The organism is Methanoregula sp., assembly GCF_028712425.1.
Lineage (GTDB): Archaea > Halobacteriota > Methanomicrobia > Methanomicrobiales > Methanospirillaceae > Methanoregula.
In genome coordinates this window covers 103181-120858 of the sequence record NZ_JAQTQD010000007.1, presented here as the reverse complement: position 1 = coordinate 120858, position 17678 = coordinate 103181, and the positions used below count along the sequence as shown (strand labels likewise).

Here is a 17678-nt window from a genome sequence, read left to right as displayed (position 1 = left end):
CAGGACTCCTCTCCACCGCCTTCAGCGGGTACGACCACGAGACCGGGTACCTGACCTTCCGGGCCGAGTCCCCGGACGGCCTCTGCACGTTCATTCTCCTCGCAGTCAGACCCGCTTCCGGTACCGGTGCAGCAGCCGCATCGCCCTCAGCGACTGGGCAGGGTACCCCCGCCGAGACCTCCGCTGTACCGGCCCCCCTGACAGGCACCTCCCCGGCCCTCCCCCTGCCCGCCCTCATTCTGGCGGCTGCGGGGATTGTCGTTGTTGTCATGGGCGCTGTCATCCTGAAGCGCCGGCGGAACCGGAGGATGAATCCAAATCTGTTCCGGAATGAGTAATCCTCTTTTTTCTCCGGGCGGGGGATAAGACAGGGAACTCCGGCACGATTGGTCATATGCGCCAAACTCTCCGGCGAGGGGGTCGCATGGGTACAAAATGCCGGGCCGGATCCCGTATGATCCTGAGATTTCACGGCATAATTTTCTGGCTTTGTTTTAAGCGATGAGGCGGGAAAAAACATTTGTACCCATGCGACCCCCCTTTACCTCTTCCGGATTTTTGGGAAAACCGGTTGTTTTCACTTCGTCGAGTTATTGTTAATAAGACTTTGAGGGGTGTGGGGGTCGCGTGGGTACAAATTGATGGAGGAGCCGGAATCAAAGAGAACTTTGGGGCTCTGGAGAAAACCTGTGTGGGATCGTGTTAGAATGGGGTGGGGCCACGGGCGCCCGGGGTCTGCCGACCCTCGCCCCGCGAAGAATCCTTCAGATTCTTCTCATCCTCACAGTCTGACGACCATTCGGACCGCGGATCCTGGCCGTATGCAAGCAAAAAATAGTAGCGATATTGTATGCCACATCGAACCTACTTCCCCTGCTATGCGGTCAAGCTCAAAGGGTGGCTTTGTACTGAGTAATTACCAAAAAACAGTATTGGTGCCTGCTTACAGGCTGTCCATGCTGATGCCGGTGAAGTCCTGTGCAACCGCCTTGATGTCCCTGACACCGAACGCGGTCTGGACCTTGTCGAGTTCGAGCTGGTTTGCTGCATCGCAGATGTAATCCAGGATATCGACCGAGAGCTCCTTTTGGATCTTGCTCTTTTTAAGCTGGTCGACCAGGGAGGCCATCTTCTCGGGAGACTCCATGCGGAGTTTTGCAAGGCTCATGACACACATGTAGATCCGGGTCAGGTTCCGGTCAGTGCCGGTGATACAGTCAAAGAAGTTCCTGATCACCTGGGCCTGGAATATCTCTCCTCCTATCTTCTCCACCTCCTTCCTTCTCGCGGTAAATGGACTGTTCACATCATCCCTATTTAAACATTATGGGAAAAGAGTCGTTTTTGCGCAAAAAAACCAGCAAAACACGGGGATTTTTGGAAAGTGCGGCCAGATTGTCTGACAATTGTATGACAATCGTCATACTGTCCCCGGAACCCGCCGCACTTGGAGTTACTTTGCGGCACTCACGATCTTGATAACATCCCCGTTCTTCAGCTCGTGGTTCTCCTTGATGCGCATCTTGGTCTTTGCATCGACAGCATAGAGGAACCCCTTGCCGATATCCGTGTGCACCTGGAATGCGAGATCGTGGGGGGTCGAGCCCTTCTTCATCAGGAAGGCATCGGGCAGCACGTCTCCCTGCTTGTTGCAGTAGTGGTTCTCGTCTTCCACAGGGTATACGACAATCATGTCCAGCAGTTCGAAGACGGCCCGGTTGATCGCCTGCTGGACGCCCGTACCCTTGCACTGTTTCATCACTTCTGCGATCTTTGTAAGGCCTGCTTTCTGGGCGGGAGAGAGGGTCGCTTCGTTTGCAACCGCAAACGTCTCATCGCCCGGCAGGTACTTGATCACATTTGCGGCCACCGCATTACGCAGCGCAAGCTCGGATGCCGCACTCACAAAGGCCACCTTTGCCTCTGCAAGTTTTGCCCGGAGCGCCTCGGGGGCCTCGTCAAACTTGTTTCCGACAACGAGCATCGGCTTTGAGATCTTCACGACCTCCGCGCAGAACGGGATGAGGTCGTCAACAGTCGCGTGGACAAGATCGATTTTCAGGTTCAGTTCGATGTCGCGCACATCCTCATACGTGATGCCAAGACCGGTGAAGGTCTCGGCAATGCCCTGCTCAAGGGCGTTTCCCTTCCCCTGCGACTGGCGGCTGATATGGGACCAGTGCTTGGCAAGGATCCCGTGGACCCACATGGTCATCTCGAAACCAAGGAACTTCACGTCCTCAGCCGGGTCGTGGTTGCCCACCCCTACCGGGTTCCCCTCGCTGTCGGTCCCTCCGCTTGCATCGATGATATGCAGGATCGCATCAGCCTGCCGGAGGTTGTCGAGGAACTGGTTTCCGAGGCCTTTACCCTTGTGCGCATCGGGAACGAGGCCCGCCACATCGATCAGGTTCACGGGAACGAACCGGACGCCGTCGACACAGTGGCTGCACTTTACCTTGAGCTCGGTGCAGGCACACTTCGTCCGCACATAGGCGACCCCAAAGTTCGGGTTGATGGTGGTGAACGGATAGTTCGCGATCTCGGCGTTTGCCATGGTGGCGGCCTTGAAAAAGGTGGTTTTCCCGCAGTTCGGTTTTCCGGCAAGTGCAAGCGTGAGCATGGTCTGTCCTCGTAAATAGCAGAATTACGGATCCGGAGGTTCCGGACGGAATCTGACAAAGTTTTTCCCTGTGGCTTATTAAAAGGTACTTATGTCGTTTGTCCAGAAGAGAAGTTACTATTTTGATTCGCCGGGCCCGGCAAATACGGAAGACGCTGCCCGGTTTTCCCTTGAACGGGCAAAGGAACTCGGGATAAAAACCGTCGTTGTCGCCAGCACCTCCGGAAAGACTGCGCAGGTCTTCTCCGGTATCCTGAAAGGATCAGGGATCCAGCTGGTGGTCGTCACGCACGTTATCGGATTCACCAAACCCGGCGAGTGGGAGTTCTCAAAGGATATTGCCGCGCAGTTGCAGAAAGAGGGTGTAAAAATCGTAACCGGAACCCATGCCCTCTCCGGTCTTGAACGGGCACTCTCACGGTCGCCGAAAGTGGGCGGCGGGTCCCGGACCGAGGCGATTGCCGAAGCGCTCCGCCGGACAGTGGCTATCGGCCTCAAGGTTGCCGTGGAATGTGTGCTCATCGCTGCCGACCAGGGAACAATTGGTATCTCTGACGAAGTGATCGCTGTTGGCGGGACTGCAAGCGGTGCCGACACGGTCTGCGTCATCCGCCCGGCGCACACCGCAAACTTCTTTGATCTCCAGGTGCGGGAGATCGTTGCCATGCCGAGGGTCCGGTAACCATGCCGGTGGCGGAGTTCAGGGAGGCCTGCGGACTTCTTCTCCGGATGCCGGTCCTCTGGATACCGGGGGTTGTCGGGGGCCTGTGCGCTGCCTTTATCTGGCTGCTCTTCATCCTGTCCGGGGCGTTCTTTGCCGGCAGGTTCGTGGTGATCACCGGCCTTATCGTGCTCTTCTTCATTGCCGGGATGCTTGCAGTGATCCGGCAGAACGAGGGGAGCATGGGGACGCTTACAGGAGGTGCGCGCCAGTACTTCTTCCGCGTACTGCTTCCTCTGCTCGTGGTGCTCTTCATGATCCTGCTGGTCTATATCCTCGTCATGCTCACGCTCACCCTTATCGGGATCCCGTCCGACCCTGCCCTGCTGGTCTTCCTCTCGTTTGGGGTTGCAATACCGAGCATCCTCATGACGCTCTTTTCCGACACGGCTGCGGTCTTTGAGAACCGGAAGGTGTTTGAATCGATCCAGAGAAGTGTCGATATCGTAAGCCAGAACACCGGTAAGGTCATCTCCTTTGTCCTCATCTCGGCACTGGCCAGCGCAGCCATCCTCTTCTCGCTGATGATCGTCTGGGAAGCCCTTCTCTTCGACAAGCTCGAACCCCTCACCCACTATACCGAGGAACAACTCCGAACATTCACGCCCGACCAGCTCCTCACCATGATCGGGAGCGACGGAACCTGGGTGACGGCAGGGGTCATCTTCCTTGCCGGGCTCATCCTCATCCCGCTGCTCATGAGTTATAAGGCATGTTTCTTCCGCAAGCTTGCTGCCGGCAGCACTGTCATGATCCAACAGGTGACCGGCGAGTATGACAGCAAGGGACGCTGGTACAAGTATTAGCCTGGACTGAACAGAGCTAATAATACAAACAAATCGTCTTTTTTTACAAAGGAATTACGAGATACAGCGCGACAGCAACAATCCCGCCGCTGATGGTGGCAGCAAAGTTCGTTCCCGCATTGCCTAAAAATCCCTTGTTCTCGAGCGTTGCCCCGACCAGGCTGTCCACGTTTGTTCCGATGAAGGCGGCCAGTGAACAGGCAACCAGCATCGGGAGCGTGATAATCCCAAGGAGGAACGCAACAACTGCAACAACGATACCCCCGGCCAGTGCAACCAGCTCGCCCACGAGCGTGACACCGCCATTTGTCCCGACAGGAACGAATTTCAGCGTTGTGATCATGCGGGGAGTGCCGCCGGTCATGCCGATCTCACTTGCCAGCGTATCGGCAGCTGCCGTTGCCACGCAACCCACGTACAGGACAATAAAAAGGGGCTCCTGGAAGACGCCGAACAGGACTGCCGCAGCAGTTGCCGCCATCCCGTTTGCAAAGACATTCTTATAGCCCCGTGCACCGCTGTGGCCCTGCTCAACGCCGATCCGCTTCTTGTACTCGAACTTGTACTTCGTTGCAATCGAGCCCAGGATGAAGAACACAATCATGATGATGAGCCAGCGGGGCGTGGTGAAGACAAGGAGGATGATGCCGACAAGCGCGATGGAGAAGAGGCCCGAGAGGTCCGCGGTCTTCGACCGGTAGGCAAAATAGGCAAACGTGAACGCGGCGATGACCGCCATCACCACGATCTGGAGGTCGGCCTGGTAGTTGAGCTCCTGGATCAGGAGCATGGTCATGGCGGTGCCCACCCCTTCAATGACCAGCGAGTCCTCGTACTTCAGGAGGATGACCTTGAGAAGAACGGCGGCGATGATCCCGAAGATGATAGTCAGGATTGCGGACTCTTTGAGATACACCATGACGAGCACGCCGGCCCATGCGGTTGAGATGATGTAATACAGGTAGGTGTTCAGGTCGTCAGCGCTGCGCTGGAAGACCAGCTCGCCCAGAACGATCATGGCAAGCGTTGTGGCAAAGACGAAGAACGGGAGGAGCCCAACCCCGTAGAGCGCGGCAAGGGCACACATCGTGTAGGTCAGGTATTTTGTGGCAAAAAACCGCCAGAGGATAAGCGAGAAGAGGATGACGACAAGCGCCATCAGCCATGCCGGTTCCAGGTACGGTCCGAGAAGCGTGGCAGCCCCGACCAGTGCTGCCGCATAGCCAAGGCCCCGTTGTCGCTGCATTAACCAGTCATTTGTCTTCATACACAAAGAGTTTTATTGTGCAACAGGGGTGCAGAAATTCACAAAAATGCGATCAGTATATTTCTTTCAACGATCAACCTTCACCTCAAATGGTGTCATCTGATCAACTACCAAAAAACTATGATTTTTCCGAAGTAGAGGAGCGCTGGAGAAATACCTGGCGGGACGAAGACAACTTTTTTGATCCGAACTCGAAGAAACCGCAGTTCGTCATCGATACCCCTCCGCCCTACCCGACCGGGAACTTCCATATCGGCAATGCGCTGAACTGGTGTTATATCGACTTCTTTGCCCGCTACAAGCGCATGAAAGGCTTCAACGTGATGTTCCCGCAGGGCTGGGACTGCCACGGCCTGCCCACGGAAGTGAAGGTCGAAGAGCTTCACAATATCACCAAGAACGATGTCTCCCGCGAAGAGTTCCGGAAGATGTGCCGCGAACTGACCGAGAAGAACATCGCGGCCATGCGCATCACTCTGCGTAAGATGGCCTTCTCCACGGACTGGTCCAATGAGTACATCACGATGACACCGAAGTACTACAGCAAGACGCAGCTCTCTTTTTTGCGCATGCTGGCTTCGGGCTACATCTACCAGAGCGAGCACCCGGTGAACTACTGCACCCGGTGCGAGACCGCGATTGCGTTTGCCGAAGTCTCCTACGATGACCGGGAGACCCAGCTTAACTACTTCGATTTCGATGGCGTAGAGATCGCGACCACCCGGCCTGAGCTCCTCGCCGCCTGCGTTGCCGTTGCCGTCCACCCGGGTGACGACCGGTACCACAAGCTGAAAGGCCGGACCATGAAGGTCCCGCTCTTCGGCCACGATGTCCCGGTCGTGCAGGACGAGGCAGTCGATCCCGCGTTCGGCTCCGGCGCTGTTATGATCTGTACCTTCGGTGACAAGCAGGATGTCCACTGGTGGAAGCAGCACAACCTTGACCTGAGAAAAGCGATCGACCGCCAGGGCAAGATGACCGCGATTGCCGGGAAATACCAGGGCCTCGACACCACGGCCTGCAGGAAGGCAATCCTCGATGACATGAAGGCACAGGGCATCCTGCACCGGCAGGAGAAACTCGCCCAGCGCGTGGGCACCTGCTGGCGCTGCAAGACACCCATCGAGATCCTCTCCGAGCGCCAGTGGTTCGTGAAGATCAAGCCCGACGAGATCCAGAAGGCCGCCCACCAGATAACCTGGTACCCCGAGCACATGCTTCGCCGGATGGAAAACTGGGTGGACCAGATGGAATGGGACTGGTGCATCTCCCGGCAGCGGATCTTCGCCACCCCGATCCCGGTCTGGTTCTGCAGGAAATGCGGCGAGATGGCCGTGCCGGACGAGAAGGACCTCCCGTGCGACCCGACGCTGACAAAACCGAAGCACCCGTGCAGGAAGTGCGGCAGCACGGAATTTGAAGGAGAGGTCGACGTCCTTGACACATGGATGGACTCATCCATCTCGGTCTTAAACGTCACCGGCTGGGACGGAAATGGAAACCCGCCATACTTCCCGGCCCAGATCCGCCCGCAGGGGCACGACATCATCCGCACGTGGGCGTTTTACACGATCCTGCGCTCCGTTGCAATCACGGGAAGCAAGCCCTGGGACCAGATCCTGGTGAACGGCATGGTGCTGGGCGAGGACGGGTTCAAGATGTCAAAGAGCCGGGGCAATATCATCGTCCCGGAGGAGATTCTCGTCAAGTATGGTGCCGACGCTCTCCGCCAGTGGGGTGCGATGGGAGCCGCGACCGGCTCCGACATCATGTTCAACTGGAACGATGTGGTCGCCGCGTCCCGGTTCCAGACCAAGATGTGGAACATCACGAAGTTCGCGCTCATCCAGCTCGAAAAGGGCGGCTTTGACAAGAACACCGAGGTTACGGCACTCGCCGACCGCTGGCTCTTGGTCCGGCTCTCGGACACCATCGAGGCAGTCAGTAAGGCGATGGAAGAGTACCAGTTCGATGTCGCGCTCAAGGCCATCCGCGAGTTTGCGTGGGACGTGCTGGCCGACAATTACATCGAGCTCGTCAAGGGACGCCTCTACCAGCAGGACGGCTCCCGGGCCGGCGCCTGCCTCGCCCTCCACACCGCGTTCGACTCCCTCTGCCGGATGCTCGCCCCGTTCATCCCCTACTTTGCCGAAGAGTGCTACTCCTACCTCAACCCGGGCCAGAGCGTGCACAAGCAGCCGTGGGTTTCCTTCACGTACGATGACGATGCAGCAAGAAAAGAAGGCAACACGCTCGTACAGGTCGTAGCAGAAGTGCGGAAGTACAAGCACGACAACAACATGGCTCTCAATGCCCCGCTTGGCAAGGTCACGATCTATGCCCCGCATTCGGTCAATGACGAGGGCGACACCGGCCGCACCATCAATGCCAATGTCCACTGGCGCACCGATGTGGCAAAGCTCGACCGTGCCATCACCGACATCGAGTTCAACCGCTCGGTCGTGGGCAAGACATTCCGGAAGGATGCGCAGGCATTCATGGACGCGGTGAAGGCTCTCTCACCGGCTGAACTTGAGAAACCGCCAAAGACGATCAGGATCAATGGTGTCGAGACTGAGATCCCTGCCGATGCGTTCACGCCCAAGTTCTCCTACATGGAAGAGGGCGCGAAAGTGGATGTGCTGACGGTTGGGGATGTCATTGTGACGATTGCGAAGAAGTAGTCAATTTTTTCAGATTTTCTTCCAGTACATATTTCTCATATTTTTATTCATGCTATTGGGAGAGGAATGATAATCCCCCATTCATGATAAGTATCCAAACGAGTTTTGTACAATTTCCAAAGGTGTGAATTAAAAAAGCGGTGTTTCACATGAACGTGACGTAATGATAATATACCAAAATACAATAGTCAGAATAAGAAGCAACTCACCCAGAATAAATATAATCGGATCATGAATAATGCTCTTTCCCTGAAGGGTATACCCTCTCACAAATGAGAAAATAAAATATACTCCTGTGACGAGTGTGAAGAGAGAGGTTCCAAGTAATAATATAATCCGGTACCCGTTTTCCGGATGAAGGATTCGGTAGGACTTTTGGGTAAGAGTATATGTCCGCCATTTCCTGCTGTCATCTGCAGTTACGAACCCATTGCCGGCCAGAATGATCAGATGCTCGTGAACGGTTGATTTCGCAAGACCAAGCTCTTTGGCAAGTCCGCTTACAGTTGCTGCACGACAATCAATTGTTTTCAGGATAGTGACACGGACATTGGATGATAAAGCACCGATATCTTTCCGGTTAAGAGGAATATCAACCATACCCAAAAAATATCTCCTTCATGAGATTTTCGGGGGTATAACCGTAATACTATCGGACGTTGAGGAGAATTCGTAAAAAATCAGAAACCGGTTGTTTCAATCAGGATTTATTGTACAATTCCCCTGCAAAACGGGAGGTGCAGTCTCTCTCATCCTGCACGGATTGTAGGCAACGGTACCAATTCCGGTGCATCCTTTGCTTTTATTATAAATGTGGCTTCTCCCCGTGGAAGCCTGTGGGGGTCATACGTGCGCAAAGTTCCCGTCTTGGTCATAAACGCATCCGGAGACATAAGCGTGATCCTTAACCGGATAGTTTTTCCCGGTGCAGGTTCCGGAATCTCAGTGGTTACCCGGACTTCCGCAGATTCCCCGACCGACAGATTGTATATATACACCCGGGTTGCGGCACCGTTATAGGTGGGGCCATCTGATGAACCGGTTTCCGGGTTCAGGTTCTCATAACTGGTCGTCATATTGAGACCAGCACTGGCACAGTCCTCACCGGCACCATTCCAGACTAAAAAATCAAGGCTGATATTATTTCCTTCAATTGTTACATTCGGTGTATACAAGGTGTCAACCGGGGAGGACTGATTATTACTATTGCGATCTTCGATTACTATCGCATTGTTCAACCGATCCTTATCCCGGATTTGCCAGGTTTCGCCATTCTCTTTGTTATAAATGATGACAGGATCCACATATTCATAAGGCCCTCGTTCCAAACCGGACGCCAGTATCCAAGATGTCATGTGAATGGGTTCCTTCTGATGTTCATGTCCTGAAGGTGAGAGAACGAGTATGTAATAATTTACTGAAAAAAGAAGAATTATGGAAGCAATGATAGCTATCCATACCCAAATCCCTGAGCGCATCATATCTCGTTAGAGTGCGTGGCGATTTAGAGATATGGGGAGGTCACTAGTACCTTACCGGTCAATGCATCGATTACAACCAGCCCTCCCTGGAGAACATGATCATCAGGTTCACCTTTCAGGGTAATCACCCATGTCAGGGACTGAATACCTGGCTTTGTATATTCTATAGACTGCTCAGCCTGTGCATCGGAGGCGGTCGGAGTGGTATCCGAACAATCATAGGTATGTGCTGAGGGCAGTGCACTCACCAGACCTGACAGAGCAATCAGCAGGCAACCGGTTATCAATATTAGTAAGTACCTATTCATTGACATCCCCCCAGAAGTATCCAAGACCAGAATACATTGAGGTCATATCTAATTCAGAATAAAAATATATAAAATCGGATATGATTGTTCGGAAAAAACCGAACGGTGTATTATTTCCCAACATAACTGATTCAAGTAACGGTTGATGAAATATTCCATTTCCTTCCTGGAAGAGGGCGCGAAAGTGGACGTGCTGACGGTTGGCGATGTGATTGTGACGATTGCGAAGAAAGAATAAAATTTATTTTTTTGTTATATTGAGAAAAATGGATAACCAATAACTACGCTTCGATGTAATTTCTTCGAACTACTTATTAAATATGAAATCAAATTTTGGTTTTTCGTGTAATCTTTCCACTCTTTTTCTTTATACTCACTAGTGACGATGCATGCCGCCGCCCCGAAGGGCGCCCCGCGGCGGCTTCAGGTCGGATTCATGTACGGTGCAGATAATTGTTCCGCCGTGCCCCGTGAGGCATCGAATCCCAAAGTGTGAGATGAGAGAAGAACCGTCAGGTTCTTCGCAGGCCCTGAGGCGGGGGGCCATCGCAACAAATGTTCCGGAAGCAGAATGATTTCTCACTTTTTTCCGTTCAGAAAAAATACAAAATTTCCAGATCAAATAATTTCTGAAAAAAACCCGGTAGAGAGAATTTCATATCCGGCACAAGGCCGATTCCCCGGTCTTCAGCCTCACCTTACCCATAACAAACCCCACATCAAAAATCGCTTCTTTTTCCCGTGAGAAATCCGGCCCCGCATCGTGCCCGGTTGTACGACTTTTGCCTCACCCCCCTTTTTCGTAGAGGTAATGATTCCGGAAAATGCAGTCATTCTCCCGGAACAAACCGCTATTTTCCGACGGGAATACATGAGGTAATATGCAGCAACGCTACAGGGCCCATAAGCAGGAAGAATCGCACTACCAATGCAGGCCGTTGCCCCGCCGTGCCCCGTGAGGTGCTTCATTCAGCAGGAATAAAGCAGAGGGATTTGAAAAATCCATCTCATCGAATCCCAATGGGATGAGATGAGAGAAGAATCATCAGGTTCTTTGAAGGCCCCGGGGTGGGGAGCTATCGTAACACTATTGATGCAACAGAATAGTATCCTCGGGCGAACGCTGATTATTGCCCTCAAAACCCCCGTGGTAATTCTGGTGCAACGCAGCCCGCCACGGGCCCGGTTGTACCTCTTTTCCCTCATACCCCCAATTTCAGAGGTCATAATTCAGAAAAACGCGGAACCGGGCCGGAATAATCGGGCGATATCCGGCGGGAACAAATGAGGTCATATTTAGCAGCGTTACAAGGACTGAAAACAAGGGAGGAGGGGGTTTGCGATGTGGCAGGGACCGGCCACGGGGGATTTTCAACCGACCCCACCGCAGAAAGATAAATTGACCTGTCGAACCAATCGACACATCCTCCGAACGTGTCGAAAAAATTTTCAAATTCCGGTACATCCTCACAGTCCGGAAATCGACAACCGAATCGACAACCGAATCGACAACCCGCTTATGCCATCACGTACCGTGTCGCACGTCCTTTTCCCTCGACCCGGATCACGTTGTTCTCAACCATCTGCATAAGTTCCTTGCCTGCGGCCTGCCGGGAAATCCCGTGCAATCGCATCAGATCGCCGCTCTTCACCGAACCATGGGCATGGATGTACTCGATAATCTTCATCTGCCGCCCCGTAAGAGCCACCTGCCCGTCTGCCACGGCCCGGTGCTCATTGGACGAGAGGCGCAGGACCCGCTCTTTCACCCGGGATAGCGAGATCTCCACACCCTCCGTGAAATATTCCAGCCACACCGTGCAATCCGGCCAGGTCAGGTTTACTTCCTTAAGCACACGGTAGTATGCAGGCCGGTCGCTGTCATAGTAATCGTCCAACGTAAAGAAACGCTTGATATCGAATTTTCGGATCGCAAGAATAAGTGTTGCAAGAGCCCGGGCAGTCCGCCCGTTCCCGTCAATAAACGGGTGGATCCGCACGAGCTCGTAATGCGCAATCCCGGCAACCAGCACCGGGTGCATCTGGTGAGCTGCATCGGAATTCAGCCAGTCGATAAGCGCGTTCATTTGGGGGACAACCTCTTTTGCCTTCGGAGGTGAGTACACGACCTCCTTCGTAATCCGGTTCCCCACCACAACCTGCACCTTCCGGAACGCCCCTTCCGCTGACGGATCATCCAGCGTATCCCGGGTAACATCCCGGTGAAGGTAAAGGAGGCCCTCGGCCGATATCCTGCCATCTTTCCCGTAGAGGTCAATATGTTCCAGCACCCGGAGATAGTTGAGCACCTCGGCTTTTGCCCGTCGCGCTACCATCACATCACGGCCTTCCGCAAGACGGCTCACCTCTTCAAGGGAGAGGGGGTTTCCCTCTATTGCCGTAGATGCATGCGCTGCCCGGACAAGTTGCTCTCTCCTTATCGAAACTTCCCACTTGGGGATAAGATGGGCGTGAAGGATCACTTCCCGTGAAGCGGCAATATCAGAAAGACGCTTCACCATCGCATGGGTATAGGAAAACTCCGGCGAAAAAATACGGGGATCCTCCATAATATCACAACCTATTGTCTGTTGCATCCCTGACCTATTGGTCATTGCGGTTATTGCGGGTGATTTTCCTATCCATAAAATTATAGCGGTTCCTTAATAACGATCAGACCGGTTAATCAGCGTGCCCTACGATGAACCCGCCGTCTTCCGGCGGCCCGGACACTGCGGTATATTTAATAATTGTATCCTGGTCACGGGAATTACCCTGTTTTCTGCCTTTGGGAAAATTCCCGCATGTTTCAAATGCGGCTTATTCGTATTCTCAAATTTTTTAGATCCAATTGAAATCCGCTGAAAAATGCCGCTCCCAAGCGGCAGCTGAAACTGCTAACCAGTTTCAGCCTTTTCGATTACTCCTTCAGACCCTGCCGGGAAAATTTTCATCAGGATCTGGTGCACCGATCTGATCCCTCCCGCCGGACCGACAAAAAAATAGTAGGTTGTACACCTTGATGGTCGGTTAATTAACCGACAATCGGTTCACTTACTGACAACCAAAAAGCGCGATGGAAAATTTTTCATCGCGATCTGCTGCAAAAAAATCCGGATAAACCCAGCTCACTTCTTCCGACCCTTCCGCTTCTTCTTCCCGGTCTCCCACTCCACCCGGATCGCATCCGCAACAAACTTCGCAACAATCTCAGGAGAAAGCATTGCATCCACGATCACAAACCGCCCCGGCTCGGCCTTCGCGTAGGAAAGATAATTGTTCTGCACGTTCTCCAGCGTCTCCCGCTTCTCGAAATGCTCGCGCTGGCTGTCCGGTTTCAGCCGGGTCAGCGCCTCGTCAATGGGGAGCACGCAGAGGAATGTCTTGTCGGGGATGATCGTCCAGCCATCGTGCATCGCCCGCAGCCACGTCTCCGGTTCCGGCACAATGCCCTGCAGGGTCACGGACTGGTACGCATACCGGCTGTCGCTGTACCGGTCGGAGATGACAAGTCTTCCTTCTGCAAGCGCCGGGCGGACGACCTTTGCAAGATGGGCTGCGTGATCGGCGACAAAGAGGGTTGCCTCGGTTATGGGATCGATCTGCTCCTTGATCGCACGTCGCACCTGGTCGCCCACCCACGTTGCCCCGGGCTCACGGGTCATCAGCGGGTTGAGGTCCGAGAGCAGGTCTTTGAGGCTCGCGTGAAGCGTGCTCTTCCCACTCCCGTCAATACCCTCCAGCGTGATCAGCATACCCGTCCCCTCCGTATCCAGTCAACCGGGATTTTTCCGTGATGTAAGGCCGTAGCGATAATCGCCCCGTCGAACCCCGCATCGCAGAGCATCGCGAGGTCGCCCCGCGTTGCAATCCCGCCGCCCCAGAATAATTTCCGGTGATACGCGGCCCGCATCATTTCGAGCAGGTTCTGGTCGAGGCCAGACTCCGTTCCCACGGCGCTGATATTGAGAATGATGCACCCGTCGAATTTCCATCCATTTGCCTGCCGCAGGAAGTCGACCGGGTTGCGACCCGATGGAATGACCCTGCCATCTTTCAGGTCAAGACTGAGGAATCCTCCCTGGTACTGCGAGAGGTCGCTTCCCCCGGTCTCGGTGCCGACAATATTTCTGATATGATACCCTTCGAGCAGGTCATCCGGAGACCGGCAGCCCCGGTCCACGTAACACGCAGAGACCTGCTGTGCGCACTGCCGGACAATCGTGTCATGGGAACCGGTACGTTCAATGCGGTCGAGATCAGCGATGTAGATAGATCTGGGCTGGATCGCTTTAACAAAACCCACGGGTTCCGCCGTCGGAGAACAGCCCCAGTCAAGCGGTTTGTAACTCTCCCGCTGACCGGATTTGCCGTGCACGACCAGATTGTTCTTCAAATCCATCGCAAGTACCAGTTCCATAGACGAACCCAAAACCACTATTATGTCAAAAGATCATTAAATCTTATGCAATTGTTGGTCAGCCCCAGCTCAATCGACGAAGCAAGACACTCCGTCGCCGCTGACATCATCGACGTCAAGAAACCATCCGAAGGCTCGCTCGGTGCCAATTTTCCCTGGGTGATCCGTGAGATCAAGGAATTCGCCCAAAAACCGGTGAGCGCTGCCATCGGGGATTTCGAGTTCAGACCCGGCGGGGCTGCCCTTGCTGCGTACGGCGCTGCCTGTGCCGGGGCTGACTATGTCAAGATCGGGCTCGCGTTCGAGGGAAAAGAACAAGCCCGGGAGGTTATCGCCGGGGTTGTCCGGGCGGTCAAGGAACCGTTCCCGAAGAAGTACGTTGTCATCGCCGCGTACTCCGACTACAAACGGATGCATACCATCTCCCCGTTCGATATGGCCCCCATCGCCGCTGAGTGCGGGGCTGACTTTGCCATGATCGATACCGGCATCAAGGACCGCCAGAGCACCTTTGCCTTCATGGACGAGAAAGCACTCCTCTCGTTCACGGAAGGAAACCGGAAGCTCGGCCTTGGCACCGCCCTTGCCGGTGCCCTGAAGTTCGAGGACATGGATGCCCTCAAACGGATCAACCCCGAGATCATCGGCGTCCGCGGCATGGTCTGCGGCGGCGACCGGAACGCAACGGTACGTGAAGACCTGATCAACAAAGCGCTTGCGCTGATCCGGTGATGATCATGTTTGTTGAAAAACTGGATGTTCCACTCTCCTTAACCTTCGACGATGTCCTGCTGGAGCCGCAGGCATCATGGGTCGAACCCTCCGACACTGACACACGGTCGCGGTTCTCGAAAAAAATCCGGGTCAATATCCCGCTCGTCTCCGCCGCAATGGATACCGTGACCGAAGCACAGATGGCCATCACGCTCGCCCGCCTTGGGGGCATCGGCGTCATCCACCGGAACATGACCCCCGAGCACGAGATGCAGGAAGTCGTTGCTGTCAAGCAGGCAGAGGAGCTCATCGAACGCGACGTGCTCTATGTTGAGGACACGGCAACGGTCTCTGACGCCGAAAACCTCATGCACCAGTATAATATCAGCGGGGTCCCGGTTGTTGCCAAAGAGAAGATTATCGGGATCGTGAGCCGGCGCGATGTGAGGGCTATCGTGCAGAAGAGCGGCAGCGAGAATATCACCACCATCATGACCCGGAAACCGATCGTTGGCGGAGATGACATCACTGCCGAAAAGGCCCTTGAGATCATGTACACCAACAAGGTGGAGCGGCTCCCCATCGTCAATGAACAAGGCAGACTGATCGGCATCGTCACCATGCAGGACATTCTGGAAAAACGCCAGTACCCGCTCGCCAGCCGGGACGCAAGGGGCAACCTCCGCGTGGCTGCTGCCGTTGGCCCGTTCGACTTTGCCCGCGCCGAGCTCCTGGACCAGAACGGGGCGGATGCTCTTGTTGTTGACTGCGCCCACGGCCATAACATGAAAGTTGTCGCAGCCGTCAAAGAGATCAAGGGGAGCGTGAAAGCAGATGTGGTTGCCGGGAACATCGCAACAAAGGAAGCGGCAGAGGCACTGCTCGATGCCGGCGTTGACGGTATCAAGGTGGGTATCGGGCCGGGCTCCATCTGCACGACACGTATCGTCGCCGGCACTGGCGTCCCGCAGATCACGGCCGTTGCGCAGGTGGCGGAAGTTGCCCATGAGGCAGAAGTCCCGATTATCTCCGATGGGGGAGTGCGGTTCAGCGGCGATGTTGCAAAAGCCATCGCGGCCGGGGCAGACACCGTTATGATGGGGAGCATGTTTGCGGGAACTGACGAGTCGCCCGGCAAGGTCATCACGATGAAAGGCCGGCGCTACAAGCAGTATCGTGGCATGGGCTCCCTCGGTGTGATGAGCAGCGGGCAGTCAAGCGACCGGTACTTCCAGAAGAAGGAGATCGGCAGCACGAAATTCGTTCCTGAAGGCGTCGAGGGAGTCACCCCCTATGTCGGCCACGTGGGCGAGGTCATCTACCAGCTCGTTGGCGGGCTCAAGTCCGCGATGGGATATTCCGGTGCAAAAACCATCGGCGACATGCACACGAAGGCACGGTTCGTCCGGATCACCAATGCCGGCATGACCGAGAGCCACCCGCACAACATCATGATCACTGACGAAGCGCCGAATTACCGGCTCTTCGAGTAATTTTTTGCCCGCGTTCTCCGGCAGGATAATAAGATCCGGCGGTTTACTGTATCCTGACGTGATCCTATGCATACATCCTCGCTGAAATGGTGCGCATTTCTTGTCCTGCTCCTCCTCGTACCCTGCGTGACGGCGTTCTCTGTCTCCTCAACGACCGTGGATCCCGCCATCCTCGATCCCGGTGATTCCGTGAACGTGACCACGAAGGTGTATGTTGCCTCGGGCACCCCGTTCTCTGCCTTTGACGACCTCCAGTTCGTAACAACGCTCGATGATCCGGTCTGGGTTTATACGGTGATCATCGGGGGCGTAGAGAACACCCGGCCTGCCGACCGCGGGAAGATCCTGACTATCGGGGGATACGAGCTCTCTTATCCTGCAAACGAGGAGGTTGTTGTCGATATCGCACTGAAAGGCCAGGTCCCTGCGGCTACTCCTGAGGGGACAGAGCTCCCCCTTATCACGGTGCAGGAACTGGATGCGCGGAGCAGGGTGATCACATCGTCAGTTACCGAGATCAGGCACCTCATCGGCAAACCCACCCCCACGCCAACCCCGGAATACGGCCAGATTGTCATCACTTCGGAACCGGAGGGGGCAAACGTCTTCCTGGACAACACCCTGCGGGGGATTACTCCCGTTACCCTCAAAGCCGTGTCCAATGGCCGGCATACCGTGACACTGAGGCTTGAGGGATACGAGGATGTGGCCCGGGAAGTGACCGTTACCGCGGATTCCCCGCAGATCATTGCATCCCTTGTCCGGCAATCGTCCACTCCGGCAACGGCTTCCCCGTCAGTTCCCGCCACCACAGTGCAGGAGACCCCGGGCACCCCCGCACCACAGCCGGCAGCGGCAACAACCGGTTCCCTCTCGATCACGACAACCCCGCCCGGTGCGCTCGTGTTTATCGATGGCCAGATGAAAGGCATCAGCCCGGCAACCATTCCCGGGCTTGCTCCCGGGCCGCACAAGATCCGGCTGGTCCTGGACGGGTACCAGGACTTCGAGACCACAACAGAGATCGCTGCCGGATCGACCTCGGAATTTGTCACCGGGCTATCCACGCGGAAAACAGTCCCCGGGTTTGAAACCCTTGCTGCCCTTGCTGCAGTGAGCCTGGTTCTCATCGTCCTCTCCTGCCGGAAGAGGGATTCGTAA

At 55.0% G+C, this 17678-nt stretch carries 15 protein-coding genes; 7 read left to right on the top strand and 8 right to left on the bottom strand.

Features of this window, described 5'->3' with window-relative positions; translation table 11 throughout:
- A partial coding sequence (locus PHF39_RS05770; RefSeq protein WP_300221406.1) for a hypothetical protein occupies window positions 1-338 on the top strand: 338 nt, incomplete at its 5' end.
- Between the two features lie 605 nt (window positions 339-943).
- On the opposite strand, the gene PHF39_RS05765 is transcribed toward PHF39_RS05770, so the two are convergent.
- Window positions 944-1264: a hypothetical protein gene (locus tag PHF39_RS05765; RefSeq protein ID WP_300221419.1), complete on the bottom strand. Its 321-nt coding sequence runs from the start codon at window positions 1262-1264 to the stop codon at window positions 944-946.
- 189 nt (window positions 1265-1453) lie between these two features.
- Window positions 1454-2623, bottom strand: a complete 1170-nt coding sequence (locus tag PHF39_RS05760) for a redox-regulated ATPase YchF (protein ID WP_300221403.1) — start codon at window positions 2621-2623, stop codon at window positions 1454-1456.
- Window positions 2624-2714: 91 nt separating this feature from the next.
- Between PHF39_RS05760 and PHF39_RS05755 the strand changes: the two genes are divergently transcribed.
- Window positions 2715-3305 (top strand): pyruvate kinase alpha/beta domain-containing protein, encoded by a 591-nt coding sequence (locus tag PHF39_RS05755; protein ID WP_300221400.1) that lies wholly within the window; start codon window positions 2715-2717, stop codon window positions 3303-3305.
- Window positions 3306-3307: 2 nt separating this feature from the next.
- Complete coding sequence (locus PHF39_RS05750) at window positions 3308-4150, top strand: hypothetical protein (RefSeq protein ID WP_300221396.1); 843 nt, start codon at window positions 3308-3310, stop codon at window positions 4148-4150.
- A 43-nt stretch (window positions 4151-4193) separates the two neighbouring features.
- Here the strand turns inward: PHF39_RS05750 and PHF39_RS05745 are convergent, their stop codons facing one another.
- The gene (locus PHF39_RS05745; protein ID WP_300221393.1) at window positions 4194-5396 is read right to left on the bottom strand and encodes a TIGR00297 family protein; all 1203 of its coding nucleotides are present in this window, start codon (window positions 5394-5396) and stop codon (window positions 4194-4196) included.
- Window positions 5397-5506: 110 nt separating this feature from the next.
- Between PHF39_RS05745 and PHF39_RS05740 the strand changes: the two genes are divergently transcribed.
- The gene (locus PHF39_RS05740) at window positions 5507-8101 is read left to right on the top strand and encodes a valine--tRNA ligase (RefSeq protein ID WP_300221390.1); all 2595 of its coding nucleotides are present in this window, start codon (window positions 5507-5509) and stop codon (window positions 8099-8101) included.
- 129 nt (window positions 8102-8230) lie between these two features.
- Here the strand turns inward: PHF39_RS05740 and PHF39_RS05735 are convergent, their stop codons facing one another.
- The 5 genes from PHF39_RS05735 to PHF39_RS05715 all read right to left on the bottom strand — a co-directional run bounded on the left by PHF39_RS05735 (window position 8231) and on the right by PHF39_RS05715 (window position 14310).
- A complete protein-coding gene (locus tag PHF39_RS05735) occupies window positions 8231-8701 on the bottom strand; it encodes a winged helix-turn-helix domain-containing protein (protein ID WP_300221387.1) in 471 nt (156 codons plus the stop codon).
- Between the two features lie 149 nt (window positions 8702-8850).
- Window positions 8851-9582, bottom strand: a complete 732-nt coding sequence (locus tag PHF39_RS05730) for a hypothetical protein (RefSeq protein ID WP_300221384.1) — start codon at window positions 9580-9582, stop codon at window positions 8851-8853.
- Between the two features lie 1825 nt (window positions 9583-11407).
- The gene (locus PHF39_RS05725) at window positions 11408-12412 is read right to left on the bottom strand and encodes a Fic family protein (protein WP_300221381.1); all 1005 of its coding nucleotides are present in this window, start codon (window positions 12410-12412) and stop codon (window positions 11408-11410) included.
- Between the two features lie 606 nt (window positions 12413-13018).
- On the bottom strand, window positions 13019-13645 hold the full coding sequence (gene tmk / locus PHF39_RS05720; RefSeq protein ID WP_300221378.1) for a dTMP kinase: 627 nt from the start codon (window positions 13643-13645) through the stop codon (window positions 13019-13021).
- Entirely contained in the window at window positions 13639-14310 is a 672-nt protein-coding gene (locus PHF39_RS05715) for a HisA/HisF-related TIM barrel protein (RefSeq protein WP_300221375.1), read from the bottom strand. Before PHF39_RS05715 ends, tmk begins: the two co-directional genes overlap by 7 nt.
- Before the next feature lie 45 nt (window positions 14311-14355).
- On the opposite strand from PHF39_RS05715, the gene PHF39_RS05710 reads away from it, so the two are divergent.
- The 3 genes from PHF39_RS05710 (at window position 14356) to PHF39_RS05700 (ending at window position 17678) form a co-directional block, all read left to right on the top strand.
- Window positions 14356-15042: a (5-formylfuran-3-yl)methyl phosphate synthase gene (locus PHF39_RS05710; protein WP_300221372.1), complete on the top strand. Its 687-nt coding sequence runs from the start codon at window positions 14356-14358 to the stop codon at window positions 15040-15042.
- 5 nt (window positions 15043-15047) lie between these two features.
- A complete protein-coding gene (gene guaB / locus PHF39_RS05705; protein ID WP_300221369.1) occupies window positions 15048-16517 on the top strand; it encodes an IMP dehydrogenase in 1470 nt (489 codons plus the stop codon).
- A gap of 66 nt (window positions 16518-16583) precedes the next feature.
- A complete protein-coding gene (locus PHF39_RS05700; RefSeq protein ID WP_300221366.1) occupies window positions 16584-17678 on the top strand; it encodes a PEGA domain-containing protein in 1095 nt (364 codons plus the stop codon).